Here is a 25,489-nt window from a genome sequence, read left to right as displayed (position 1 = left end):
CGTCAGCGGTTGACCAGTGCGGCCTTCTCGGCGAGCACCTCGCGCAGCCCGGTGGCGCGGATGCCCTCGGCCTCCAGCGCCGCGCGCAGCGCGGTGCCGTTCTGGAGCACGGTGGGGTGGTCGCCGTGCAGCAGCACGATGTCGGCGTCGTGCCCGAGCGGCACGGTGTTCCCATCGACGGTCGTCACGGTGCCCTCGCGCACGACCTGGGCGACACGGTCGCCGATGGCCTGGGGGTCATAGATGAGACCGCCCGGGTGGGAACGAGCGACGGGCCAGCCGTCGTCCCCGTACCCGCGGTCGGCGAGGAACACGTACCCGACCTGAAGGTCGCGCTTGCGGGACTCCTCGGCGAGCAGCCCCTGCTGGCAGATCACGATGTACGACGGGTCGTACGCGGCGACCGCGTCGGTGATCGCCCGGGCATGCTTCGCATCGGTCTGCGCGATGCTGCCCATCCGGCCGTGCGGGGCGACGTGGCTGATCGACCCGCCGTGCACCCGCGCGAAGGCGTCGAGCGCGCCGATCTGGTACAGCACGTCGGTGCGGATCTCGTCCTCGGATGCCTCGATCAGGCGTCGGCCGAAGCCGACCAGGTCGGGGTATCCGGGGTGGGCGCCGAGCTCGATGCCGCGACGCACGCACTCCGCGACGGTCTTGTCGATGACCCGGGGGTCACCGGCATGGAAGCCGCACGCGATGTTGGACGAGGTGACGAGGCCGAGGAGCGCCTCGTCGTCGCCGATCGTGTAGTTGCCGTAGCTTTCGCCGAGGTCGGCGACGACGGCTACCGAGTTGACACCCATGGGGTGCTCCTTCCGTGTGGTGCGGATGTTCTGCGTTCGAATCACTCGTCGCGCAGCGGCAGGCCGCGCGTCTCGCGGACGAAGATCAGCGCGACGAGCGTGATGATCGCCGTGATGATCGCGGCGAAGGCGGGCACCATGCTGTTGCCGGTCGCCTTGATGATCTCGGTCATAATCAGCGGCGCACTGCCGCCGAAGATGATCGTGGAGATGCTGAACCCGATGCTGTAGGCGCTGTAGCGGACGGTGGTCGGGAACATCTCGGTGAGGATGGTGTGGATGACCGCGGCCGTACCGGAGAATGCGAGGGCCATGATGATCGTGGCGACGATCGCGAGGCCGAGCTGGCCCGTGGTGATGAGCGCGAACGCCGGATAGGCGGCGACGGCGACGGCGACGGCCGAGGCGGCAAGGACCTTCTTGCGGCCGATGGCGTCCGACAGACGAGCCATCAGCGGGATCGCGATGACGATCGCGACGAGGCTGCACGCCGTCACGACCAGCGCCTGCAGCATCGTGAAGTTGTGCCCTTCCCCGAGCGACGTCTTGAGGTACGTCGGCATGTAGGCGAACAGCAGGTAGTAGCCGGGGCCGTTGAGAGCGGGCAGGAAGATCGCGAGGACGATCGCCGCGAGGGTCTTCTTCGAGGTGAACACACGCTTGAGCGGGTTCCGCTCCACCGAGTTGCGCTCACGCAGCGCTTCGAAGTGCGGCGTCTCCTCCATCTTGCGGCGGATGTAGAACCCGATGTAGCCGAGCGGGGCGGCCAGCAGGAACGGGATGCGCCATCCCCACGCCTCCATGGAGGCGTCGCCGAGGGTGGTGATGAGCACGGCTGAGAAGACGCTGCCGAACATCAGCGCGAGGAACGAGCCGACCGCGATGAAGCTCATCGCGAAGTTGCGGGTCGCGTTGTGGGCGTACTCCCCCACGAACGCCATCGCCCCGGCGACCTCGCCACCGGCTGAGAAGCCCTGCAGCACGCGCAGCAGGATGAGGATGATCGGCGCGGCGATCCCGATGACCTCGTGCGAGGGGATGAGGCCGATGCACGCGGTCGCGCCCGAGATCAGGATGAGCAGCGCGGCGAGCAGCGTGCGACGCCCGAGGCGGTCGCCGAGGTAGCCGCAGATGACGCTGCCGAACGGGCGGGCGATGAAGCTGACCAGGAATCCGATGTTGGTCAGGAAGAGGGCGCCGACCTCCGCCCCGCCCATGATGTTGATCGCCAGATACGTGGCGAGCAGGCCGTAGATGCCGTAGTCGTACCACTCGACGAACGATCCTACGGAGCCGGCGATGGTCGCCTTGCGCACCATCTTCCCGTCGGCGGTCACCACGGCTACCTGCTCAGTGCTGAGCGGAGTGGGTGCAGTCATTGCAGTCTCACCTTCGAAATCGAGCAACTCTCTGCGGTGCCGTTCCATGATACGACGACCGCACTGCGAGGTCTATTGCATCTGAGAATAGAGTTGCATTTCCATTTGGTCAAGCGTCATCCCGGATGAGCTGGGTGGGGTGACGTGCAACGAAGCTAGCTTCCCTTTGTTTCCAGCAGAATTCGGGCAACTGAGAACCTCGAACGCTCTCGGACGGCACTTGTGCATCCATGACGAGTGAGGCATCATCGACTTACGAAACGAGATTCTCTTCGCATTTTGACGATGGAGGCAAGGATGCTGCTCGACTCTCCACCCGCGGTGCAGGCCACCCCCCTGCTCGACGCGCATGCGCAGCTCCGTGGTGCCGTCGACGCCCTCGGCTACGGCGAAGACGTGTTCCAGATGCTCGCCACTCCGCGACGTGAGCTCAGCGTGGCCGTGCCCCTCCGCACCGACGCCGGCGGCATCATGACACTGCGCGGCTACCGGGTGCAGCACAACTTCTCACGCGGACCGGCCAAGGGCGGCCTCCGGTTCAGCCCCGGCGTCGACCTCGACGAAGTCCGGGCACTGGCGATGTGGATGACCTGGAAGTGCGCCCTCGTCGACCTCCCCTACGGCGGCGCCAAGGGCGGCCTCGCGATCGACCCGTCAGAGCACTCGACCGCAGAGCTCGAGCGCGCGACCCGCCGGTACACGAGCGAGATCCTCCCGATCATCGGCCCCGAACGCGACGTTCCCGCCCCTGACATCGGCACCGACGAGCAGACCATGGCATGGATCATGGACACCTACTCCGCCAACCACGGCTACACCGTGCCCGGAGTCGTCACCGGCAAACCGCTCAGCCTCGGCGGCTCCCTCGGCCGAGCCACCGCCACCTCTCGCGGTGTGGCCCTCGTCGCCCTGGCAGCCCTGGAACACATCGGCATCGGCGCCGGTGGCGCCACCGCCTCGGTCCAGGGCTACGGGAAGGTCGGCCGGGCGGCCGCCCGTTTCCTCGCCGAAGCCGGCGTACGGGTGGTCGCCGTCTCAGATCGTTTCGGCGGCATCCATCGCACCGCGGGGCTCGATGTCCAAGCGCTCGAGCGGCACGTCGACCTCCACGGCACCGTGCGGGGCTTCGACGGCGGCGACTCCATCGATGGAGCCGATGTGCTCACCCTCGAGGTCGACCTGCTGGTTCCGGCGGCCGTCGAGGGCGTCATCAACGAGACCAACGCCCGGAACGTGCTCGCACGGGTCGTGGTCGAAGGCGCGAACGGCCCGACCACGACGGCGGCGGATGCGATCCTCGCCGAGCGCGGCACTCTCGTCGTCCCGGACATCCTCGCGAACTCCGGCGGCGTGATCGTGTCGTACTTCGAATGGGCACAGGCGAACCAGACCTACCGGTGGGCGCTCGAGACCGTCGAAGACCGTCTGCGCACCCGCATCCTCGCCGCCTGGACAGAGGTGCTCGACGCCTCGCAGCGCCGCGGCACCAGTCTGCGCCGGGCCGCGATGACCATCGCCGTCGAACGCGTGTACGACGCCCACCGCAGCCGCGGGCTGTACCCCTGACCGTCAGAGAGGACCTGAAGAAATGACCGATACCAACATCACCGTCGCAACCGGTTGGGAGCGTCCCGCCGCAGAGACGCTCGCCGCGTTCGAGCGTCACTCCGTCGCCAACCTCGGCGACGCGCTCGAGCGCCTCGACATCGTCGACGGCGGCATCGCACCGATCTGGCAGGGCGCGCGGATCGTCGGCAGCGCGTTGCCGGTGCTCACCGTCGCCGGCGACAACAAGGCGGTGATCGACGCGCTCGATCACATCCATCCAGGCGATGTCCTCGTCATCAACGCGGGCGGCTACAGCGCTCGAGCCATCCTGGGCGACAACCTGGCGCAGCGGTTCGACCTGTTCGGCGCGACCGGTGCGATCGTCGACGGGTACGTGCGCGACCGCGACATCATCGAAACCCTGCGGTTCCCGGTCTTCGCACGCGGTCTCACCCCCGCCGGTCCCTTCAAGAACGGCCCCGGCCGAATCGGCGTGCCCGTCGCCATCGGCGGCGTCGTGGTCTCCCCCGGCGACATCATCGTCGCCGACGCCGACGGCGTCATCGCGATCCCCCAGGACCGCGCCCTGGAAGCGCTGGCCGCCGCGGATGCCATCGTGGCGCTCGAAGCCGCCAAGGACGCCGAAGTCGTCGAACTGCGCACCGCACGCGAGGCCGCCCGATGAGCGCGAGCACGCTCCGCGTCGTCGTCGCCACCCCGCTCGCCGACGACGACGCCGAACGCATCGTCACATTGGAACCGCGCATCGAGCTGATCCGCGACGCCTCCCTGCTCCCGCCGATGCGTCACGCCGCCGACTTCGCCGGCGACCCCGCCTTCCGCCGATCCAGCACGCAGCAGCGGGCGTTCGAGAAGCTCGTCGATTCCGCCGACGCCCTGTACGGCATCCCGGATGTCGACCCGAGGGCTCTCGCCCGCACCGTCCGGGCGAATCCCGAGCTGCGCTGGGTACAGACCATGGCCGCCGGCGGCGGCTCGCAGGTCCGCGCCGCGCAGCTGGAGCCCCGCGAGCTCGAACGCGTCGCCTTCACCACCAGCGCGGGAGTGCACGGCGGTCCGCTCGCGGAATTCGCGGTGTTCGGCGTGCTCGCCGGCGCGAAGGACCTCCCCCGGCTCGCCGCGCAGCAGCGGTGGCGCCGCTGGACCTCCCGCTGGGCGATGAAGCAGGTGTCCGACATGACGATCCTCGTGCTCGGGCTGGGCGGCATCGGCCGCGAGACCGCGCACAAACTGCAGCTGCTCGGAGCCCGCGTCATCGGGTTCAGCCGCTCCGGTGACGGCGCGCCCGAGGGCACCGTCGGTGAGCGGATCGAGCGACTCGGCGACCACCTGCCGCAGGCGGATGCGATCGTCGTCACCCTGCCCGGAACCACCGCCACCGAGTCGCTGCTGGGCGACATCGTGTTCGACGCCGTGAAGCCCGGCGTCATCGTCGTCAACGTGGGACGCGGCACCGTCATCGACGAACCCGCACTCACCCGCGCCCTCGCCGACGGGCGGGTCGGCTTCGCCGCCCTGGATGTCTTCGCCGTTGAACCGCTCAGTGGCGAAAGCCCACTGTGGGACCACCCGAACGTGCTGGTCAGCCCGCACACCGCCGCACTCGATCCGCGCGAAGAGCGCCGCATCGCCGAGCTGTTCGCCGACAACGCCGGCCGGCTGCTCGACGGCCGGCCGCTGCGCAACGTCGTCGACACCGTCGAGTTCTACTGAGGATCTTCATGACCGCATCACTGTTCGACCTTCACCTCAAGACCGCCCTCATCACCGGGTCCACCCGCGGCATCGGCGCGGCACTTGCCGACGGTCTCGCATCCGCCGGCGCCCACGTCGTCCTCAACGGCACCACGGCCGAGGGCGTCGCACGAGCGGTGGAACAGCTCGGCGAAGCCCACCCCGGGCAGATCTCGGGACGCGCCTTCGACATCACCGACGAAGCCGCCGTCGAGACCGCCGTCGCCGCGATCGAAGCCGAATCGGGACCGATCGACATCCTGGTCAACAACGCCGGCATCCAGCACCGCGAACCCCTGGTCGACGTCGCCGTCGCGGACTGGAACCGCGTCATCTCGATCGACCTCACCGCACCGTTCATCGTCGGACGCACCGTCGCACGGCGGATGCTGGAACGCCGGGCCGGGAAGATCATCAACGTCTGCTCCATCCAGGCCGACCTCGCCCGCCCCACCATCGCCCCCTACACCGCGGCGAAAGGCGGCCTGCGCAACCTCACCCGTGCGATGGCGGCGGAGTGGGCGGGGAGCGGACTGCAGATCAACAGCGTCGCCCCGGGCTACATCCGCACCGAGATGACCCAGGCGCTCATCGACGACCCCGACTTCAACTCCTGGGTCATCGGACGCACCCCCGCCGCCCGGTGGGGCGAAGTGCGGGACCTGATCGGACCCACCGTCTGGCTCGCTTCCGACGCGTCCGCCTATGTCAACGGCCAAGTCATCTTCATCGACGGAGGAATGAGCATTGTCGTCTGAACCAGCAACCCTCGCACCCGCCCAGGTGCCGGCGCTCCTCGCCTACAGCGCGGGCGACGTCCGAGTCGAGAACATCCCCGTTCCGAACGCGGCGGATGACCAGGCCGTCGTCCGCGTCGCCTACGGCGGGATCTGCGGCTCGGACCTGCACTACTGGAAGCACGGCGCCGCCGGGCAGTCGATCCTGCGCGAGCCGATGGTGCTGGGTCATGAGATCGTCGGGGTCGTCCAGACCGCGGCGGCCGACGGCAGTGGTCCCCCAGCTGGTACCCCGGTCGCGGTGCACCCCGCCCGCTACGGGCACTCCCCCGAGCGGTTCCCGAACGAGCGGCCGAACATCTCCGCGGGTGTCAGCTACCTCGGCTCCGCGGCCCGCCTGCCCCACACCGCCGGCGGCTTCGCCGAACGCATCGTCCTGCCCGCGCGGATGCTCCGCGAGCTGCCCGCGCAACTGTCCCTGCGTACGGCTGCGCTCCTCGAGCCGGCCAGCGTCGCATGGCACGCCGTGAGCCGCGCCGGCGACATCGCCGGAAAGCGGGTCCTGGTCGTCGGGGCCGGACCGATCGGCGCCCTCATCGTCGCCACGGCGGTCGCACGCCGCGCGGCCGAGGTCATCGCCGTCGATCTGCACGAACTGCCCCTGCGCATCGCGCGCGAAGTCGGTGCCGCGCGCACGATCATCGCAACGGACGCCGCCGCGGTCCAAGCCGTCGACGCCGACGTGGTCATCGAATCCTCGGGCAGCCACCGCGGCCTGGCGTCGGCGATCGCCGGGGCGACGCGAGGCGGCCGGGTCGTGATGGTGGGACTCCTCCCCGACGGAGATCAGCCGGTGCCGATCGCCACGGCGATTACCCGAGAGCTCGACCTGGTCGGCTCGTTCCGGTTCCACGACGAAATGGGCGAGGTGATCGCCGCCCTCGCCGCCGGGACGCTGAGCATCGATCCCATCGTCACGCACGAGTTCCCGCTCGACGCTGCGCTCACCGCGCTTGAGACCGCCGCCGACGCCTCGTCGTCGGGCAAAGTGCTGCTGAGGTTCTGACATGACACCGTTCGACTGGCACAGGTCTCCAATCGTGGTCGTGATGGGGGCATCCGGCTGCGGCAAGTCCACCATCGGACAGCTCCTCGCCGACCGTCTCGGAGTTCCGTTCGTCGACGCCGACGACCTTCACCCACCGGCGAACGTCGCCAAGATGAGCCAAGGCATTCCGCTGACCGGCGACGACCGCCGCCCCTGGCTCGAGACCGTCGGCTCCGTGCTGCGCCGCCACGAGGGCCGCGGTCTCGTCGTCGCCTGCTCCGCGCTGCGCGTCGTCTACCGCGACATCATCCGCGGCGTCGCCCCCTCCACGTACTTCGTGCACCTCGACGCGTCGTTCGACGTGCTGTCCAAGCGCCTCGTGATGCGCCCCGACCACTTCATGCCGGTCTCGCTGCTGAACGACCAGCTGCTCACCCTCGAACCGCTGCGCGTGACCGAGAGCGGCGTAACGGTCCAGGCAGACCAAAAGGTGGATCGCATCGTCAACGCCGCCGCTCGCGGCGTGAAAGCTCGAAAGGTGTACGCGTGACCCAGACCCGGATCTCGACGGATCAGGACCAGGCTCCTGACGAGGCGACGCAGACGCACCAGGTGGCGCCGGCTCCCGAGGACGTGGCCCGCCCGACCCCGGAGCCCGCGGGGACGCAGGGCACGGCGCCCGGCACGGCGAACATCGGCGTGGTGGGGCTTGCGGTGATGGGGTCGAACCTCGCCCGCAACCTCGCCAGCCGCGAGGGCAACACGGTCGCGGTCTACAACCGCAGCCGGTCCAAGACCGACGAGCTGACCGCGGCGCACCCCGAGGCCGAGTTCGTCCCCGCGTTCTCATACGAGGAGTTCGCCGCGTCGCTGCAGAAGCCGCGCGCCGCGATCATCATGGTCAAAGCCGGCCGCCCCACCGACGCGGTCATCGACGCTCTGGTCGAGGTGTTCGAGCCCGGCGACATCATCGTCGACGGCGGCAACGCCCTCTTCACCGACACCATCCGCCGCGAGAAGGCCGTCCGCGAGACCGGCATCAACTTCGTCGGCGCCGGCATCTCCGGCGGCGAGGAAGGCGCGCTCAACGGCCCCTCGATCATGCCCGGCGGCTCGGACGAGTCGTGGGTCACCCTCGGCCCGATCCTCAAGTCCATCGCCGCCGTCGCCGAGGGCGAGCCGTGCGTCACCCACGTCGGCCACGACGGCGCCGGCCACTTCGTCAAGATGGTGCACAACGGCATCGAGTACGCCGACATGCAACTCATCGCCGAGGCGTACGACCTGATCCGCCGCGGCACCGGCAAGAGCCCCGCCGAGATCGCCGAGGTCTTCGCCGAGTGGAACCAGGGCGAGCTCGAATCGTACCTCATCGAGATCACCGCCGAGGTGCTCCGCCAGGTCGACGCCGCCACCGGCCGGCCGCTCGTGGACGTCATCCTCGACCAGGCCGGCGCCAAGGGCACCGGCGCCTGGACCGTGCAGACCGCGCTGTCGCTCGGCGTGCCGGTCTCGGGCATCGCCGAGGCCACCTTCGCCCGCTCGCTGTCGAGCCACCCCGAGCAGCGGGAGGTCTCGCGCGACCTGCCCGGTCCCGAGGAGGGCCTGAAGGTCGACGACGCGGACGCGTTCATCGAGGACGTGCGCCTCGCGCTGTACGCGTCGAAGATCGTCGCGTACTCGCAGGGCTTCGACGAGATCCGCGCCGGCGCCGCCGAGTACGACTGGACCATCGACCTCGGCGCCGTGTCGAAGATCTGGCGCGCGGGCTGCATCATCCGCGCCCAGTTCCTCAACCGCATCGCCGACGCATACGACGCCCAGCCCGAGCTGCCGGTGCTGCTCACCGCGCCGTACTTCGTCGAGGCCCTCGGCCGCGCGCAGGGCGCGTGGCGCCGGATCGTGTCGGCAGCCGCGGGAGCCGGCATCCCCGCCCCCGCGTTCTCGTCGTCGCTGTCGTACTACGACGGCCTGCGCGCCGAGCGCCTGCCCGCCGCCCTCATCCAGGGCCAGCGCGACTTCTTCGGCGCCCACACCTACAAGCGCATCGACAAGGAAGGCACCTTCCACACCCTGTGGTCCGGCGACCGCACCGAGATCGAAGCCGAAGACACCCACTGACGCCTCGGCGAAGACGTGCGCCTCCCACAGATCCCACACGGGAGCCCGGCCGGATACGACCTCGGTTGTCGTGGGCGAGGTCAGTGCGCGTTCCAGGGCTCGCCTGACTACCTCACGTGCGTGGAGGCTGCCACTGCGAGGCGTGCAGACTTCGCGGTGAGCAGGCTGCCCCCCACACAGCCCCTCCTCCGCGAATCGACGACGACCGCGACCCTGCTAGCCCCAGAACACAATAGCCACCGCACCGGGCCGGTCCACGGCACAACCTGGGGCTACCAGCGCGGATGCCGTAGCAACGCCGCCTGCCCGAACTGGCGCAGAGGAGGAGTGACGTGCACCGAAGCACGTCGCCGCTACATCGCCGAGTACGGGGCGAGACGCGTGAAGGGTGGTGGGGCTACGATTGCTCACGGGACCTCGAACGGCTACCTGCTGGGGTGCCGCGACACACGCAGTTGCCCCGGCGACGCGCGAGGAAAGACCTGCTCAACCGCTCGCGCTGAGTACCGTCGCGATTTGGCGCGGGCCGCGGGCATCCCGCCGCGGCCCGAGTCGATCGACAGCGCAGAGGCTACGCGGCTCGTGCGAAGACTGCTCGAAACAGGTCTCTCGATCCGCCAGATCGCACGAGCGGCGGGGTGCGGGCGGACAACCATTGCCGACGTCGCAGACCCGAAACGATCGAACCGCACCCGAGTCTCCTTGCAGACGATGCGGAAGATCGTCGCCGCCGCTGTCCGGGCCAACATACCGCTGTCCGACGCGGGCGAGCTGTCCGGGTGAAGGTGCCGCCCGACGTCGGGCGGGTGGATGTCCGTGTGTCATCGGTTGGGCATCGGCCGCTCTAGTGGCCCCCGCAGCGCCTTCGTCTCAGGCGGTTCCGCCAGGGATGAGCTGAAGCGATTCTGCGGCGATCGATCCGCGAAACTCGTGGAGGCGATCAGGTGAACAACTGTCGATGCCGTGCAATCTGATGCGATGCCGACGGAACCTCACCGACACGGACGCGGCAACTGCATCCGCAATATATGAGCACGCACGCTAGGCACCGCTTGTGGGTTTCGATGACTGCGCCACTGTTAAGAAACATAATTGACCAAAAGTTCGGATCGCCTGTGCGTCGACCCGAACACCCCCAACGCCGCCGCAGCCCCCAGGCGGAGGCTCTCGAACGGGCTGCCGCACTTCGCGCCCTCTGGGACCAGTACAGCGCCGCTCCGCGGCCGACGAGAGCTTCTTGCGGGCGTGAGTAGCTTCTGGAGGCCACTCACGCCCTGGGTCACCCGCTCCCCTACCGGCGTCGATCCTCGAGCCCACCCGACGAGGCGCTCGGAGCGTGGGGTACGCTATTATTTAAACGCTTCATACTAAAGACCTTCGGGCCGGTTCAAGGAGGAACACGATGTCGAACGAAACCCCTCTCCCCGCAGCAATAGATCCCATGCTGGAATCCGATGCTCCCGGGCAGCGCCGAGTTAGCAAGCGGTTCCTCGCTGCACTTGTGTTCCTCACCATGAGCCAGTCGGTAGCGAGCGTCGGGCTGGTGCTGGTGTCCTGGCCGATCACCATCGCCGCGCTCGCGCCCGATCACAAAGCGCTGTTCCTGAGCGTGATCACCGGGCTGTATGCACTGGTCGTGGTGATTGGCGTTCCCGTCACCGGCATCCTCAGCGACCGTTGCACCTCCAGGTTCGGCATGCGACGGCCGTTCATCGCCGTCGGCGCAGGCATCAGCATCGTGGGCCTGCTGCTCATGGCTTATGCGCACGACATCGGGGCGCTGCTTGTGGGAGCTCTCATCCAGGCGGTCGGAAACGCCGTCGTAGCCGGCGGGACCGCCGCGCTCGTTCCGGACCAGGTGCCCGCTGCCACGCGCGGTCGCGCGCAGGGGCTGATCACCATCAGCCTCGCGATCTCCGGGCTGATCGCATCCATCCTCCTGCCTGCCTTCATCGGCAATCAGGTGATGTTGTTCGCTGTGCCCGCCGCGTTCAAGCTCGTGGCCGCGCTGTTGGTCATCGCGCTGCTGCGCGATCGGGTGCTTCGCCCGGAGGATCGTCCGACCGGTCCGGCTTTCCGCGGGTTCCTCGCCCAGTTCAAGGTCAGCCCGCGCGCGATCCCCGACTACTCCTGGGCGTGGATCGGCAAGGTCGTCGTGGTGCTCGGATCAGTCCTGACCACCACGTACGGCGTCTACTACCTGACGGACCACCTGAAGGTGGGTCCGGGCGCGCTGCCCGGACTGTTGTCCCTGGGCGGAGTACTCGGTCTTCTGACCGCGATCACGGGCGCGGCTTTGGGGTCCTGGATCAGCGACCGGTTCCGGATTCGCAAGAATCTCGTGCTGGTCGCCACAGTGCTGATCTTTCTCGGAGCGATGGTCGTGGCGTTCGCACCGGGTGTGCCGTACTACTTCGTCGGGCTGCTCATTATGGGGCTCGGCACCGGAGCGTACGGGCCCGTGGATGGAGCGCTCTTCATCGACGTCCTGCCTGGATCCGGTCGAGAGTCGGGCAAGTACATGTCGCTCATGACCGTCGCCGACCAGATCCCCCGCTCGTTCGGTCCGATTCTCGGATCTGCGGTGGTGGCGCTTGGGGCGCTGACCGCTCTCGGTGGCTACCCCACCGTCTACATGGTCGGCGGAGTGATCGCCCTCGTCGGCGGGCTCCTGGTCCGCAAGGTTCGCGGAAGCATGTGATCGGAGCCGTCCCACCTGTCCGCTCACAACCCCTATCTGGAGCCATGGCCAGCACGAACCCTCGTCGCCCTAACATCCTGCTCGTCTTCGCCGACGACCTCGCCACCTGGGCGATCGGCGCCTATGGTTCGCCGGATGCTCACACACCAATTCTGGATGCGTTGTCGGCTGCTGGCTGCACGCTCGAGAACTTCTTCTGCACCTCCCCTGTGTGCTCTCCGGCACGCGCATCCTTGCTGACCGGCCGGATTCCATCCCAGCACGGCGTGCACGACTGGATCCGCGGGGGCAACGCCGGACCCGATGCGATCGACTTCCTCGAAGGTCAGCCCGCGTTGCACGACGCACTGGCCGCAGGCGGTTATCGCTGCGGCATGATCGGGAAGTGGCACCTGGGGGCAAGTGATCGGCGCCGACCCTCCTTCGAGCGGTGGTACGCCTACGAAAAGGGCGGCGGCGTCTACTACTCAGCGCCGATGTACCGCGGATCAGAGCTGGAGCATCCGGAAGAATACCTGACCGACGCACTGGCGAACGAAGCGGTCGACTTCATCCGACAGGCCGGGAATGACGAGCGCCCCTTTTATCTGAATCTGAGCTTCACAGCACCCCACTACCCATGGGTCGACGCCCATCCCCAGGAACTACTCGATCTGTACGCCGACTGCACCTTTGACAGCATTCCGCGCGAGCCGTCCCATCCCTGGCTGCTGCTGCAGAATCCTGAGACGGCCGCTGCGATCAAAGATCCCGAGTCGAGCCTTCGCGGGTACTTCGCTGCTGTCTCCGGCCTGGACCGGGCACTCGGGCGCGTCTGGGCGGCGATCTCCGAGGCGGGATTGGACGCATCCACGTTGATCGCGTTCGTCGGTGATAACGGATTCAACACCGGACACCACGGGATCTGGGGGAAAGGCAACGGAACGCTCCCGCAGAACATGTACGACACATCCATTCGTGTGCCCGCCATCTTCGTCCAACCGGGCCGCATCCCCTCGGGTCGCCGCGACGATGCGATGGTCAGCGGTTATGACCTGTTGCCAACGCTCCTTGACTACAGCGGCCTCGACGAGCCGTCTGGCTCGGAGAACCTTCCCGGCATGTCACAGCGCGCGGCGTTGCTGGGGGACGGAAGCGGTGCTGATGCTCCAGTGGTGGTGTATGACGAGTACGGTCCGGTGAGGATGATCCGGGACCGCCGATACAAGCTGGTGCTGCGCCAGGGCGGCGGGCCCGACGAGCTGTTCGATCTCGCCGACGACCCTGACGAGCGTATCGACCTGATCTCTGATCCCGCGTATGCGGCGGTCCGTGATCGCCTGCGCAGCGACCTCACCGCCTGGTTCACCCTGTATGCCGACCCTGCTGTCGAAGGCCATCACTTGCCGGTGCTCGGTCTGGGGCAGAAGTTGCCGGTCCGCGGCAACGATCCTGCCACCGCTTTTGTGCCGATGGGTCCACCCGGGGTCGAACCAGTGCTCGAATAAGCCCCTTCCTGTCGCCAGCCTCGTACCACCACGAAAGGACCCCGTCCAATGCACTTCCGCTCCGACTTCCTCTGGGGAATCGCCTCCGCCGGCCATCAAGTGGAGGGAAACAACATCAACAGCGACATTTGGGCGATGGAGCAGGTGCCGGACACACCCATCGCCGAGCCCTCAGGTGATGCCTGTGACAGCTACCACCGCTACGAGGAAGACATCGACCTCGTGGCCTGCGCCGGCCTGAACTCCTACCGCTTCAGCACCGAGTGGTCGCGCATCGAGCCCGAGCCCGGCAAATTCTCACGAGCCGAACTCGACCACTACCGACGGATGGTCGACGCGTGCCACCAGCGAGGGATCGAGCCGGTCCTCACACTCAACCACTTCACCGTGCCCGCCTGGTTCGCTCGCGATGGTGCATGGAGCCAGGACGCCGCTCCGGCCCTGTTCGAGCGGTTCACCCAGCGCGTCGTTGAGCACCTCGGCGATGCCGTCACCTGGTGGGGCACCTTCAACGAACCCAACGCGGGCGCGCTGCTGCTCTCGTCGGGCGAACTACCGTTCGGTGACGTCGACCAGCACTCCGAGTTCGGACGACGCCAGGCTGCCCGCGCCGAGGCGTTCGCGCGACGGGTCGGCGGGAGCCCAGACGTGGCAACCATGGCGCTGCCGATCCTCGCGCCGCACGCGATCGAGAACGTCTTCGAAGCCCACCGACGCTCACGCGCTGTGATCAAGGAGCTCCTGCCGAACGCGATGGTGGGCTGGTCGATCGCAGTCCACGACTTCCAGGCCGCCCCGGGCGGCGAGGGCAGGGTCGCCGAAATCATGGCCACCGCGATCGAGCCCTTCTGGGACGCAGCGAAAGACGACGACTACATCGGCATCCAGACCTACACCCGGCAGGTGTTCGGGCCCGATGGTCGTGTCGAGCCCGAAGACGCTTCCCCACACGAAACGCTCACCGGATGGGAGTACTACCCCGCCGCGGTCGCCCACACCGCGGTTCAGGCCGCAGCGCACACTGGCCGTCCGGTACTCATCACCGAGAACGGCATCGCGACGTCGGATGACTCGCTCCGCGTGTCCTACACCGAGGAGGCGCTGAGCGCACTCCATGAGGCGGTCGCCGACGGGCTGGATCTGAGGGGCTATATCCACTGGATGCTGCTAGACACATGGGCGTTCGGAGGCGGCTACCGCATCCGCTTCGGCATGGTCGACGTCGATCGCCAGACGTTCGCTCGCACGCCCAAGCCGAGTCTGGCACGCTTCGGCGAATTCGCCCGTTCCGCAAACTGACCAGCCCCGTGTGCCGTCGCTTCCCTCTGCGGGGCGACGGCGCTCAGGCTGGATCTTCCGCATCTTTGAGGCAACGCGTCGAGCACGTCGTTCGAAGTGGCCCCGGGCTCGTCTTTGTAGAAGACTGACTAAGTGGCAAGTGTTGCACAGTTGCTCTTCCCTCTCCCAACCAGCGTCAGCGCCGCCACCCAGCAAGTTCTAAGCGCCCCGCCGGTTGCGCCGGCGTACCCTGCTCTCGACGACGGGAAGGGATGGCTCCGGGCACATCGACGCGGGTGATTCCGCCACGCTCGAATTCCTCCCTCCGGTTCCGGAGATTGTGCACGAGTCGATCAAGATGATCGACGGAGTCACGGTCTTCTGCCACCGCGGACCAGGGGTCCCCGAGGGAGGCCCGCTCTACTTCAACCTTCACCCTGGCGGGCTCGTCAACATGGGAGGTGAAGTGTGCCGACGCATCGGCGGCCTCAGCGCACTCACCATGGGCGTCGAGATCTGGAGCGTCGACTACCGGATGCCCCCGGAGCACCCCTATCCGGCGGGGCTCGACGACTGCGTCGCCGTATACCGCCACCTCTTTAACAGCTCTACGCGAGCGGCGCGAGCCTCGAGGATCCGTTCTTGTCGCCGCTCTTCGGAGACGTCACGGGCTTCCCCTCCACCCTGCTCACGACGGGCACGAGAGATCTCTTCCTGTCCAACACCGTGCGGATGCATCGCCAGTTGCGCTCGGCGGCTGTCCCCGCCGATCTCGTGGCGTTCGAAGCCATGCCTCACGCAGGCTTCCATGGCGCACGCCGGAAGACGAAGATCTCCGCGCGGAGATCGTCGCGTTCTTCAACCGTCACCGCGTCGATCACTCCGAGTGACGCGTCGACGGTTCGTCGACGAGTCCTACAAGCTCCCGTCACCTCGCGGAGCGGCGCGGCGGTGCTCTCTCCCGAGAACGCTGGACCGCGGAGAGGGCAAGCGCTTGCGACGCTAAATCTGCCCCCAATAAGCCAGAGGCCGGTACCGCTGACGCTTGGATGTCAGCGGTACCGGCCTCGCCAGTCGCGTCAGCGCGCCTCGGGGTACGCCAGGTCGGTGCGAGATCCCGCCTTCGGCGTGATCGTCACCGTGACGTGTTCCGCGTTGTTCTTCGCGACGATCTCGACCCATGCAGATGTCCGCTTGGACAGTATCTGCCCACCCGTGACCGCGACCTTATACCCATTCGGGTACTGCACTGCCGGGACGAAGATGCGAGTTGGCGCATCCTTGTTCTTCGCGAAGCTCTTGCCCGTCACCACCGATGCAGTCCCGTACGTGAGCGTCATGGTCTTCGTCGCCCGATCGAAGTCATACGACTCCGGCGTGCCAGCGATCTCGTGCGCGTACGGCACCGATGTCGCCTCCAGTCGGGGCGGCTTGACGTTGGACATCGTCGCCCCGCCCTTCGGGTCGATCAGCAGACCAGGGCACGGACCCGTGTTGCTGCCGTCGAGGTGGTACTCCCAGCTCGCCCACGACGCGAACGCTCGGCCGGCCGCGTCGACGACCCGTGCGTTATCGGTCGGGTCGTCGCCGCAGCCGAACTCGCTCATGAACGCCGGCTCGTTGCGCTGATCGGCCGAGGCGAGGAACCCGTACACGAGCTGCACGTTCTTCTGCCGCTCACATTCCGCCTGCTCCGCCGGCGTCAGGTACCGGTTTCCCCAGCCAGCGGCGAATCCGACGGTGCAGTAGAAGTGGAAGTTGTATCCGACCTGCTCGTCCTCGAAGAGCGGCATCGAATGCGGGATTCCGCTGCTCGGCGGGCCCTCGGGCCAGATGACGTGTTCGTTGCCGGTGCTGCGGACCGCGGCGATCATCTTCTCGTAGAAGTCGAACAGCTGGCCCTGTTCCCATCCAGGGCATGCCCCACCGAAAGCGGGGCATCCGGTGTCGGTCCCGGGAGAGGGTTCGTTGAACGGGTTGAAGCCGACGATGTTGCCGCGGTCGGGGTCTTCGTTCACCAGCTTGGCGATGTGCTTCCACAGGTTGATGAAACGCGTCTGGATGCCGACGCCGTCCGCGGCTGGCCTGTCTTCCCAGAAGGCCTGGAACGACGAGCCCGTGTCGGTACCCAGCGTCGCCCAGTCGGGCGCACCGCCTCTCACGTTCCACGCGTTGTGGTGGAAGTCGTACAGGACGCTGATCCCGTACTTGGCGAGCATGTGGTTCACGCCGAGCACGTGCTTCAGGTACTCCTCGTCATACTGGCCGGGAGCCGGCTCGGCGCCCTTCCAGATGAACGAGATGCGCGCGGTGGTGAAGCCCTGGTTGGCGAGGAACCGGGCGTCCTCCTCAGTCAGGAAGTCGGGCCAGAAGGACCCCTCCTTCTGAGCGATGTTCCACCCGTGCTCGACGATGACACGCCCCTGCGCGTCGACGAGCCATTTGCCTGCACGGGCCGGCGGAGTCGCCGCCGACCCGTCGTCGATGTGAGCGCGTGCTGCCACGCGCGGCTGCTCGACGGCGTTCGCCATTCCCGCGCCGCCTGAGAACAGACTGGCGAGCAGGACGGCGACACCGACAGCGGCGACACCTGTTCTTCTTTTCATTGCGTCTCTATCTCCTTTGATTTCGATCGGTACCTGCGAACGGAGGAGCGGTGCTTCAGCCACTAGTTCATAGGCAGCCCCTGCTTCTTGATGAGCGCGGTGAGCTGCGCCTGCATGTCGGCCATGCCCGCCTCGGGAGTCACGGTTCCGGCGGCGATGTTGGTGAGGATGGGCTCGGTGATGGTGAGCATGTCCGCGGCGAACAGGTAGCGGAACTGACCGGTCGCGCCCTTCGCCGAGTCGGAGTTGGCCTTCAGCGCTTCCTGCTTCGCGTCGTCCAGGGCGGACAGATCGACGTCGCCGCGGATCGGGATGCCGCCGTTGTCGGTGAAGACGGTCTGCGCGTCCTTCGAGGTGACGTAGTCGATGAAGTCGAGAGCGGTCTCGCTTCGGTCGTCGTCGAGGCCCGCGGGAACTCCCAGCGACCAGATGCCGCTCGAGGTGGCCGGCTCCCCGTCGGGGCCGTCCGGCAGGGGCGCATAGGTGATCTTGCCGACGACGTTGGAGTTCGCCTCGTCTTCCAGCTGCAGCGCCGCCGCAGGCACGAGGTAGCTCTGCGCAGCGTCGCCGGCCTGCACCGCGGCGAGGGCCTGAGCCTGTCCCATCGTGGTCGTCGCTTCAGGGCCGGTCAGCGCGAGCTCGCGGAACAGCTTGGCCGCGTCGATCGCCTGGGGTGAGTCGACGGTCGGCGTCCAGTCGGTGCCCTCGTCGGCGAACCAGGTGCCGCCGAGCGCGTTCAGGATCGGCTGGAAGTAGTAGCTGATCAGCGCGTATCCGCCGGTGGCGCCCTGCAGGGCGTAAGCGCCGCCGTACTTCGCGGCACCCTCCTGCTGGATCTCCTTGCCATTGTCGACGACGTCCTGCCAGGTCTCCGGGGTGTCCAGGCCGAGGTCGTCGTAGATGTCGGTGCGGTAGCTGAGGATCTGCAGGTTGCCGTTGATCGGGGCGCTCGTCAGCGTCCCGTCGGGAGTGAACGTCTTGGTCTCGGCGTCCCAGTACGGCAGCGAGTCGTAGGTGAAGATCTCCGGATCGAGTTGGTAGTCCGGGTCGATGTCGGTGAAGGGCCGCAGCCACTCGTGGTCGACGAAGTTGGTCATGTCGCTCTCGTTGATGAGATAGACATCGAAGACGTGCTTACCGCCCTGGATGTCGTTGACCATCTGGCCGACGAGATCGTTGTTCGGGAACTGCCGGACGTCGACCTTGTTTCCCGACTCCTTCTCGTACTCGGCGATCGCCGCCGCGTACCCCGGGTGCCACGGCCCCTGACCGGCCATGACGACCAGCGTCTCGCCACCCTTCCCACCCTCTGCTCCCCCGGTGCTGAGCCCTCCGCCGCTGCCGCCTTGGCTGCAGCCGGCCAGCGCGCCGACAAGCGTTGCCGCTGCGACACCGACCAGGACCTTCCGGCCGATGGCGCTCGAATTGTTCTTCATTGCTTCCTCCGTCATTGGATGGGTTCGTGCTGTGTTGAGTGCAGGCTGTGGCGCGCGGGCGGGTCAGCCTTTGACGGCACCGGCGGTGAGGCCGGCGACGATGTGGCGGTTGGCGAAGATCGCCAACGCGATGATCGGGACAGCCGCGACCGTTCCGGCGGCGGCGAGCTCGCCCCACGTGACCGTGTACGACTGCAGCAGGCCGGCGATTCCGACCGTGACGGGGGCGGTTTCGCCACCCGCGGTGAGGGTGAGTCCCATCAGGAACTCGTTCCACGCCATGATCGCCACGAAGATTGCCACCGCGGCCATCCCCGGTCGCACGATCGGCAGCACCACGGACAAGAACGTGCGGGACTCGGAGGCGCCGTCGACCTGAGCGGCCTCGCGCAGTTCGTCCGGCACGGCACCGAAGTACGACGCCATCAGCAGCAGGGCGAACGGCAGATTGAAGAACGTGTTCACAAGCACGAGTCCGAAGACCGTTCCGAGCAGGTTCAGATCCCCCAGGAGGATGTAGAAGCCCGGCACCAGAGTCGCGGGCGGGATGAGCGGGATGAACGCGGCGACCAGCAGGCTCGGCAGCAGCACCCACTTCGGCGGGTTCAGCTTCGCGATCGCATACCCGCCGATCGCGCCGATGGCGAGAGTCAGGACGACCGTTCCCAGCACGATGCCGACGCTGTTGGCGATCTGGCGCACGAAGATCTCGTCGGCAAAGAGCTGCTCGAAGTTGCCCAGCCAGAACGGGAAGTCCCACCGGGAGTTGACGATGGCGCGGTTCGGCAGGAACGCGCTGACGATCAGCCACGCGATCGGCACGACGGTGACGATCATCACCACCAGCAGCGCCATATCGATCCAGAACTTTGTGATGCCGCGAGTCATGCGCGTGCTTCCTTCCGTGCGCGCAGGGCGAGAACGACCCCGAGCACGATGGCGACGACCACGACGACGACCATGCTGTACGCGGCGGCCTCGCCGAACCGGAGATTCGTGAAGAAGAGGTCCTTGATGTACTGCGATACGAGCGTCGTCGCACCGTTGGGACCACCGGCGGTCAGCAGATACATCTCATCGAACGCCTTGATTCCCATTACGACGCGCACGATGGCGACGGCGCCGATCGCCGGGGTGATCAGAGGAAGGACGATCCGGAAGATCACCTGCCGCTCGCTCGCCCCGTCGATCCGAGCGGCCTCCAGCGTGGCCGCGTCGATGCCCGTGAGCGCGGTGTACATGAACAGGAACACCACCGGCGTCCAGTGCCATAGATCTACCGCGATCACCGAGGCCATCGCGCCGGAGCCCGTATCCAGCCACTGCTGAGGTGGAAGACCGAAGGTCGTCAGCAGTTTGTTGAGGCTGCCGGCCGTCGGGCTCAGGATCAGCAGCCACAGCAGACTGACCACGACCGGGGTGACGATAGCCGGCCAGATCAGGACGTTGCGGGCAAGGGGCAGGAGCCGAACCGCCTTGTTCACCAGCAACGCGAGCGCCAGGCCCAGAACGATGCTGCCGCCGGTGGTGACCGCCACGAAGAACACGGTGTTCCACATCGCCAGCCAGGACGTGGGCTCGCTCAGTACCGACGTGAAGTTCGTGATCCCGTTCCACGTCCAAGTGAATGTCGTTCCTTGGATTTCTGTCTCCGAGAAGGCCATCCGCACGACCTGTACCAGCGGATACGCGCCCAGGATCAGCACGAAGGCAAGGAACGGGATCAGGGCGAGAGACCGGCGGACCGGCCTGGTTGCGCGCCATCGGGGGCGGGCCTGAGGTTGTTCTGCGAGATCTTTCTCGGCGAGGAGTGTCGTTGCCATCTGTTTGCGCGTTTCGGGTCGGATTCGGGTTTCTGATGTCACGGGGCGTTCCTTACTCGAGGACCGGGACGGTTCCGGGAGGCGCCATGGGGACGAACACGTCTGAGGGCGCGTGGCCGCGCACGAGGGTGCGCTGCCCGAGACCGAGTACGGGGAGGTGCCTGCCGTCCAGCTCGGGGACGGTGTACCTCTCGAACCACTCCTCCATCTGGCTCTTGAGCTGGTCCCGGATCTGCCGGTAGCGAGGGTCGTCGAACAGGTTCTGGTCCTCGTCCGGATCCCGGCTCAGATGGAAAAGCTCACTCGGCTCCGGTGCGATGCGATCCACCAGCTTCCACTCGCCGGTCCGGATCATCCGGACGGGGCCGTACTCGTCGAACACGACGATCGGGTGGTTCGCACCTCGGGACGCGCCTTCCAACAGTGTCGTGAACGACGACCCGGGGAGTCCGGTGGGCACGGTCAAAGGATCCAGGCCGACGAAGTCCAGCAGTGTCGGGAGCAGGTCGTATCCGCTGAGGCTCTCCGAAATGCGCACGTCCGAAGGGATCCGCCGGGGATGCCGGAATATGGCAGGCACACGAACGGACGTGTCATACATGTTTTGCGGGAGCGTGCCGTTGCCCTTCCCCCAGACTCCGTGGTGCCCGGCATTGAAGCCGTTGTCCCCCACCAGCGCGACCAGGGTCTCCCCCGCGAGATCGAGTGCGTCGATCTCATCGAGAACACGCCCGAGAGCGCGGTCGAGGCCGGCGACGGCGGCGAAGTAGCCGCGAAGACTCGCCTCGGGGTCCTTGATGGCGGCCGCGGTCTCCGGGTTCTGCAGCAGCAGCCACGGGTGAGCAGGCATCCGTGGGATGTCGTCGAAAGTGGCATCGGCGAACAGGTCCACGAGCTCAATCGGGTGAGCGTCGACCCATGGGTAGTGCGGGGCGGTGAAGCTCAGGTTCAGATAGAACGGCCGCTCATCCTCGGCTGCGCCGCGAAGGAAATCGACCGCTTCCTCGGCGAGCACATCGGTCAGGTATGCCTCGGGATGCTCGAGGTCAGCTCCCCGATACACCGGGGCGCTGAAGTAGACGCCGCCGCCCTTCTCGTACGCGTACCACGTATCGAACGCCTCTCGCGGCGAGTCGCTCGCCCCCAGATGCCACTTGCCGATCATTCCGCATCGGTAGCCCGCGCCGGAGAGCACATCGTGCAGCGCTGTCTGACCATCGAGGAAGTCGATTCCTTCCAGACCCGCGTTGCCTCCACGCACCCAGTCGTGCACACCGTGCTGTGACGGGATCTTTCCTGTGAGTAGCGATGCCCGCGCAGGCGAACAGACCGGGGACGCGCAGAAGAAGTTCTCGGCGAGCATGCCCTGTGCGGCGAGTCGGTCGAGGTTGGGGGTGTGCGCGTCACGGGACCCATAGGCGCCGATTGCCCAAGTCGCCAGGTCATCGGCGAACACCAACACAACGTTCGGCCGCGGATCAGTACTGCTCGTCATTGAGATGCTCCATTTATTAAATGTCGTTGTCAATATAAGAGTGTCGTGTTTCGGTGTCAACAGTGCGCCATAATTGGGCCCATGACGATCTCTCCCGCGCCCCACCGTGACCGGCTTCTACGCCTGGATCACACGGCGATGCGAACTCACAACCTCGGGCTCGTCCTCCGCGCGGTGCGGGCGCGACCTGGCGTATCGCGGGCTGAGATCGCAGCGACAACGGGATTGACTAAAGCCGCAGTGGGCATTCTTGTGGGTGAACTCATGGCGTCCTCGCTGATCACCGAGCGTGAGCCCGCGGCCCACCTCCGCGGCCGTCCGGCGGCCCGGCTCTACATCGATGGCGCCCATCTGCTGGGTCTTGCGGTCGAGGTCAATCTCCATGGCGCCGGGCTGCTCGTGCGGCTGACGGCGCGGGACCTCGACGGAACCGAGGTCTTCGTCGGCGAGATGGAGACCGTGCGGCACGACGTTGACAGCGCGGTCGCCCTCGTCTCCGATCTCGTCTCCCGAGCAACTGAGCTTGCAGTGAAAACGGGCCGAAAGCTCATCGGCCTCGAGCTCGCGGTGCCCGCTTTGGTGGACAAGGCCGGCCAGGTCGTGATCAACGCCCCCGGCCTCGGGTGGCGTGAGGTTCATCTGCAGCAGGCGTTGCGCGAGTCAATGCCCGAGGTCGCCCTTCCTATCGGGATCAACAACCTCGCCACGTACTCCGCGATCGCCGAGGCGGAGGACGCCTACCGCGACACCGGGAACCTCGTGCACCTCGAGCTCGGCACCGGCATCGGCGCCGGAATCGTCGTCGACCATCAACTTCTCCGCGGGCGAGCCGGCGTGGTCGGCATCATCGGTCACGTCCAGCTCGACCCCGCCGGGCCCACCTGCACCTGCGGTCGTACGGGGTGTTTCGAAGCGTTCGCGGGGTTGTCCGCGTTGCTCGCGACTGCATCCGGACGGTGCGGTCGGACGCTGTCGAGGGTGGAAGACGTCCGCGCCGCCCTCCTCACCAGTGAGCTGACAGCAGCCGATCTGGAGCCTGTGTCGTTCGCCATCGGCGCCGGCACAGCCATCCTGATCAACCTGCTCGGCCCGGATGTCCTCGTGCTCGGGGGGTACATGTCGGACCTCGCCGAATGGTTGCTACCGCCGGTCGTCGACATCGCCAGGAAGCGAGTACTGGTGCCCGACCTCGGCGGAACCAGAATCGACCTCTCACCGTTCGGCCATGAGAGCGTCCTGCTCGGCGCGACAAGCAGAATCGCCTCCCGGGTGCTCTCGGATCCGACCCTGGTCATGAACGCGGACCTATGAGAGCCCGGCGCCGAGCGCTCCTCGGCAGCAACAGCAACCCTGCCCAGGCAGGAGACGAATGACCGAGCACGCCACCGGGCACTCCGCCTGCTGTGCACCGGCCGGCACGCAGTCCGCGCTGCTTCCGTTGCCTCCGGCCCCACCGGCTCTGCCAGGCAAGGGCGTCCGCGGCGATCGTCACCGTGTTACCCAGGCGTATGTCCCAGCACAGACCTTCCTCATGGGCGACGCGCGCGGCGACGAGAATCGTGGCGACGGTGAGACGCCTGTGCACCCGGTTGCTCTCGAGCGGTTCTCGATCGATGCCACGACCGTCACCAACGACGACTTCGCACGGTTCGTCGACGACAGCGGGTATCGGACCGAGGCGGAGGTAGTCGGATTCTCGGCGGTGTTCCACCTCGTGTGCACCGCATCCCCGGAGGACATCCTCGGTCAGCCGCCAGGAACTCCCTGGTGGTACGGGGTCCGAAACGCCGACTGGCGGCACCCTGGCGGTGCCGGATCCGACCTGGACGGCCTCGGGGATCACCCCGTGGTCCACGTGTCCTGGAACGACGCCATGGCGTACTGCGCGTGGGCCGGACGAGATCTCCCGACGGAGGCCCAATGGGAAGCGGCATCGCGGGGAGGCCTCGACGGGGCCCGGTTCCCGTGGGGCGAAGATCGTGGCGGTCAGAGCGGGCAGGCTCACCGCATGAACGTCTGGCAAGGCACCTTCCCTACGGTCAACACGCGCGAGGACGGCTACCTCGCCACCGCGCCGGTCCGCTCATACGAACCCAATGAGTACGGTTTGTGGCAGACCGTGGGCAACGTGTGGGAGTGGTGCGCAGACTGGTGGGACCCGAGGTACTACGCCTCGTCGCCCGTTGCCAACCCCCGCGGCCCCGACCGGGGACCGGCCCGTGTCGTGCGCGGTGGCTCATTCCTCTGCCACGACTCCTACTGCAACCGATACCGGAACGCAGCGCGCTCGTCGAACACGCCCGATTCTTCAATGAGCAACACCGGGTTCCGAACCGTCTCCACATCGAGAGATTCACAATGAGCGATCGCCGGACACGTCGGCCATCTTCCGTCTATCGGCACGGCACTGAGCCGGACCCTCGCTTCAGCCTTGCGAACGAACGCACCTATCTCGCCTGGATACGCACATCGCTCGCGTTTCTAGCCGGCGGTGTCGCTCTCGAGGCGCTGGGGCTCTCCCTACACCCGGGCTTTCGCCTCGCAGCGTCCGTGCTACTCATCGTGGCCGGCATCCTCACCCCCCTGCAGGCATGGATCGGTTGGGCGCGAACCGAACGGGCACTGCGTCTCGATCGACCGCTGCCTTCCGCGCTGCTCTCGGTGCCGATCGCGGCCGTCGTCATGATCGTGGGGGTCCTGGTGTCGCTGGGGATACTCTTCGCATGAGTGCCCCCCGCTCCGAGCGCCCCTTCGATGCTGGCCTCCAGTTGGAGCGCACCGCACTCGCGTGGCGGCGAACAGGGCTCGCCCTGGCGGTGGGTGCGCTGCTCGCCGTGCGGGTACTCCCCGGACACTTCGGCGCGTGGGTGCTCATTCCGGCAGGTAGCGGACTCGTCCTATCGGTGGTTGTTGCCGCCCACGCCCAGTTGCGCTACTTAGCGGTCCATCGACGGCTAACGTCGTCGGTGGAAGACGACCGAATCCCGCTCTTGGACGGCCGGCTCCTCATCTTCGTGACCGCCTCGATGCTCACAGTCGGCGCCTCCCTTCTCGCGGCGGTGCTGATCACAGCACTGTGACCACATCCGCCGAGACGTCGTCGAGAGCATTCATGCTCATCACAGCCAAGCCGTGTTAGCGTCGCCCATCTATGCAACATCAACTGCATAGATCCTGGTGGCCGTACACCGCAGCCGACGATCTTCGACCAGAACTGAGGTGACTCTATGGCGCGACCCGCGATTCGCCGCCACGCTGCTCGCTGACAG

The 25,489-nt window shown here is 67.0% G+C and carries 22 protein-coding genes and 2 pseudogenes; 17 read left to right on the top strand and 7 right to left on the bottom strand.

Going from position 1 to position 25,489, the window contains the following annotated elements; genetic code table 11:
- Positions 1 to 2 precede the first annotated feature (2 nt).
- Entirely contained in the window at positions 3 to 806 is an 804-nt protein-coding gene (locus ACFC1I_RS15775; protein ID WP_376011331.1) for a LamB/YcsF family protein, read from the bottom strand.
- Between the two features lie 41 nt (positions 807 to 847).
- On the bottom strand, positions 848 to 2,185 hold the full coding sequence (locus tag ACFC1I_RS15770; protein ID WP_376011329.1) for an MFS transporter: 1,338 nt from the start codon (positions 2,183 to 2,185) through the stop codon (positions 848 to 850).
- A gap of 297 nt (positions 2,186 to 2,482) precedes the next feature.
- On the opposite strand from ACFC1I_RS15770, the gene ACFC1I_RS15765 reads away from it, so the two are divergent.
- From ACFC1I_RS15765 to ACFC1I_RS15705, 13 genes and pseudogenes are all read left to right on the top strand, one after another.
- Complete coding sequence (locus ACFC1I_RS15765; RefSeq protein WP_376011327.1) at positions 2,483 to 3,751, top strand: Glu/Leu/Phe/Val dehydrogenase; 1,269 nt, start codon at positions 2,483 to 2,485, stop codon at positions 3,749 to 3,751.
- Between the two features lie 22 nt (positions 3,752 to 3,773).
- Positions 3,774 to 4,418: an RraA family protein gene (locus tag ACFC1I_RS15760; protein ID WP_376011325.1), complete on the top strand. Its 645-nt coding sequence runs from the start codon at positions 3,774 to 3,776 to the stop codon at positions 4,416 to 4,418.
- Positions 4,415 to 5,467, top strand: a complete 1,053-nt coding sequence (locus ACFC1I_RS15755) for a D-2-hydroxyacid dehydrogenase (protein ID WP_376011323.1) — start codon at positions 4,415 to 4,417, stop codon at positions 5,465 to 5,467. Before ACFC1I_RS15760 ends, ACFC1I_RS15755 begins: the two co-directional genes overlap by 4 nt.
- A gap of 8 nt (positions 5,468 to 5,475) precedes the next feature.
- On the top strand, positions 5,476 to 6,246 hold the full coding sequence (locus ACFC1I_RS15750) for an SDR family oxidoreductase (RefSeq protein ID WP_376011320.1): 771 nt from the start codon (positions 5,476 to 5,478) through the stop codon (positions 6,244 to 6,246).
- On the top strand, positions 6,236 to 7,291 hold the full coding sequence (locus ACFC1I_RS15745; protein ID WP_376011317.1) for a zinc-binding dehydrogenase: 1,056 nt from the start codon (positions 6,236 to 6,238) through the stop codon (positions 7,289 to 7,291). The genes ACFC1I_RS15750 and ACFC1I_RS15745 overlap by 11 nt, the downstream gene beginning before the upstream one ends.
- Position 7,292: 1 nt before the next feature.
- The gene (locus tag ACFC1I_RS15740; protein WP_376011314.1) at positions 7,293 to 7,823 is read left to right on the top strand and encodes a gluconokinase; all 531 of its coding nucleotides are present in this window, start codon (positions 7,293 to 7,295) and stop codon (positions 7,821 to 7,823) included.
- Positions 7,824 to 7,906: 83 nt separating this feature from the next.
- Complete coding sequence (gndA, locus tag ACFC1I_RS15735) at positions 7,907 to 9,394, top strand: NADP-dependent phosphogluconate dehydrogenase (RefSeq protein ID WP_376012086.1); 1,488 nt, start codon at positions 7,907 to 7,909, stop codon at positions 9,392 to 9,394.
- Between the two features lie 15 nt (positions 9,395 to 9,409).
- Entirely contained in the window at positions 9,410 to 10,177 is a 768-nt protein-coding gene (locus tag ACFC1I_RS15730) for a helix-turn-helix domain-containing protein (RefSeq protein ID WP_376011311.1), read from the top strand.
- A 619-nt stretch (positions 10,178 to 10,796) separates the two neighbouring features.
- The gene (locus tag ACFC1I_RS15725) at positions 10,797 to 12,095 is read left to right on the top strand and encodes an MFS transporter (RefSeq protein WP_376011309.1); all 1,299 of its coding nucleotides are present in this window, start codon (positions 10,797 to 10,799) and stop codon (positions 12,093 to 12,095) included.
- 44 nt (positions 12,096 to 12,139) lie between these two features.
- Entirely contained in the window at positions 12,140 to 13,582 is a 1,443-nt protein-coding gene (locus ACFC1I_RS15720; protein ID WP_376011307.1) for a sulfatase-like hydrolase/transferase, read from the top strand.
- A gap of 48 nt (positions 13,583 to 13,630) precedes the next feature.
- On the top strand, positions 13,631 to 14,881 hold the full coding sequence (locus tag ACFC1I_RS15715; RefSeq protein WP_376011304.1) for a glycoside hydrolase family 1 protein: 1,251 nt from the start codon (positions 13,631 to 13,633) through the stop codon (positions 14,879 to 14,881).
- 337 nt (positions 14,882 to 15,218) lie between these two features.
- A pseudogene (locus ACFC1I_RS15710) lies at positions 15,219 to 15,482 on the top strand (alpha/beta hydrolase); the annotation flags it as partial.
- Positions 15,483 to 15,502: 20 nt separating this feature from the next.
- Positions 15,503 to 15,649, top strand: a pseudogene (locus tag ACFC1I_RS15705) (alpha/beta hydrolase); the annotation flags it as partial.
- A gap of 290 nt (positions 15,650 to 15,939) precedes the next feature.
- On the opposite strand, the gene ACFC1I_RS15700 reads toward ACFC1I_RS15705, so the two are convergent.
- The 5 genes from ACFC1I_RS15700 to ACFC1I_RS15680 all read right to left on the bottom strand — a co-directional run bounded on the left by ACFC1I_RS15700 (position 15,940) and on the right by ACFC1I_RS15680 (position 22,253).
- Positions 15,940 to 17,466 carry a cellulase family glycosylhydrolase gene (locus tag ACFC1I_RS15700; RefSeq protein ID WP_376011301.1) on the bottom strand — a complete coding sequence of 509 codons (1,527 nt, stop codon included), beginning with the start codon at positions 17,464 to 17,466 and terminating at the stop codon, positions 15,940 to 15,942.
- Positions 17,467 to 17,528: 62 nt separating this feature from the next.
- Entirely contained in the window at positions 17,529 to 18,902 is a 1,374-nt protein-coding gene (locus tag ACFC1I_RS15695) for an extracellular solute-binding protein (RefSeq protein WP_376011298.1), read from the bottom strand.
- Positions 18,903 to 18,965: 63 nt separating this feature from the next.
- A complete protein-coding gene (locus ACFC1I_RS15690) occupies positions 18,966 to 19,790 on the bottom strand; it encodes a carbohydrate ABC transporter permease (protein WP_376011296.1) in 825 nt (274 codons plus the stop codon).
- Complete coding sequence (locus ACFC1I_RS15685; RefSeq protein ID WP_376011293.1) at positions 19,787 to 20,767, bottom strand: carbohydrate ABC transporter permease; 981 nt, start codon at positions 20,765 to 20,767, stop codon at positions 19,787 to 19,789. Before ACFC1I_RS15685 ends, ACFC1I_RS15690 begins: the two co-directional genes overlap by 4 nt.
- A gap of 10 nt (positions 20,768 to 20,777) precedes the next feature.
- On the bottom strand, positions 20,778 to 22,253 hold the full coding sequence (locus ACFC1I_RS15680) for a sulfatase-like hydrolase/transferase (RefSeq protein WP_376011291.1): 1,476 nt from the start codon (positions 22,251 to 22,253) through the stop codon (positions 20,778 to 20,780).
- A 48-nt stretch (positions 22,254 to 22,301) separates the two neighbouring features.
- Here ACFC1I_RS15680 and ACFC1I_RS15675 point away from each other — a divergent pair, with 48 nt between their 5' ends.
- The 4 genes from ACFC1I_RS15675 to ACFC1I_RS15660 are packed head-to-tail and all read left to right on the top strand — an operon-like array spanning position 22,302 to position 25,300.
- On the top strand, positions 22,302 to 23,531 hold the full coding sequence (locus ACFC1I_RS15675; RefSeq protein WP_376011288.1) for an ROK family protein: 1,230 nt from the start codon (positions 22,302 to 22,304) through the stop codon (positions 23,529 to 23,531).
- Between the two features lie 58 nt (positions 23,532 to 23,589).
- On the top strand, positions 23,590 to 24,582 hold the full coding sequence (locus ACFC1I_RS15670) for a formylglycine-generating enzyme family protein (RefSeq protein ID WP_376011285.1): 993 nt from the start codon (positions 23,590 to 23,592) through the stop codon (positions 24,580 to 24,582).
- Entirely contained in the window at positions 24,579 to 24,947 is a 369-nt protein-coding gene (locus ACFC1I_RS15665) for a YidH family protein (protein ID WP_376011282.1), read from the top strand. The genes ACFC1I_RS15670 and ACFC1I_RS15665 overlap by 4 nt, the downstream gene beginning before the upstream one ends.
- Positions 24,944 to 25,300 (top strand): DUF202 domain-containing protein, encoded by a 357-nt coding sequence (locus tag ACFC1I_RS15660; protein WP_376011279.1) that lies wholly within the window; start codon positions 24,944 to 24,946, stop codon positions 25,298 to 25,300. The genes ACFC1I_RS15665 and ACFC1I_RS15660 overlap by 4 nt, the downstream gene beginning before the upstream one ends.
- Positions 25,301 to 25,489: the final 189 nt, after the last annotated feature.

This window comes from Microbacterium sp. NPDC056044, assembly GCF_042267145.1.
GTDB lineage: Bacteria > Actinomycetota > Actinomycetes > Actinomycetales > Microbacteriaceae > Microbacterium.
This window is presented reverse-complemented; position numbering and strand designations above follow the sequence as displayed.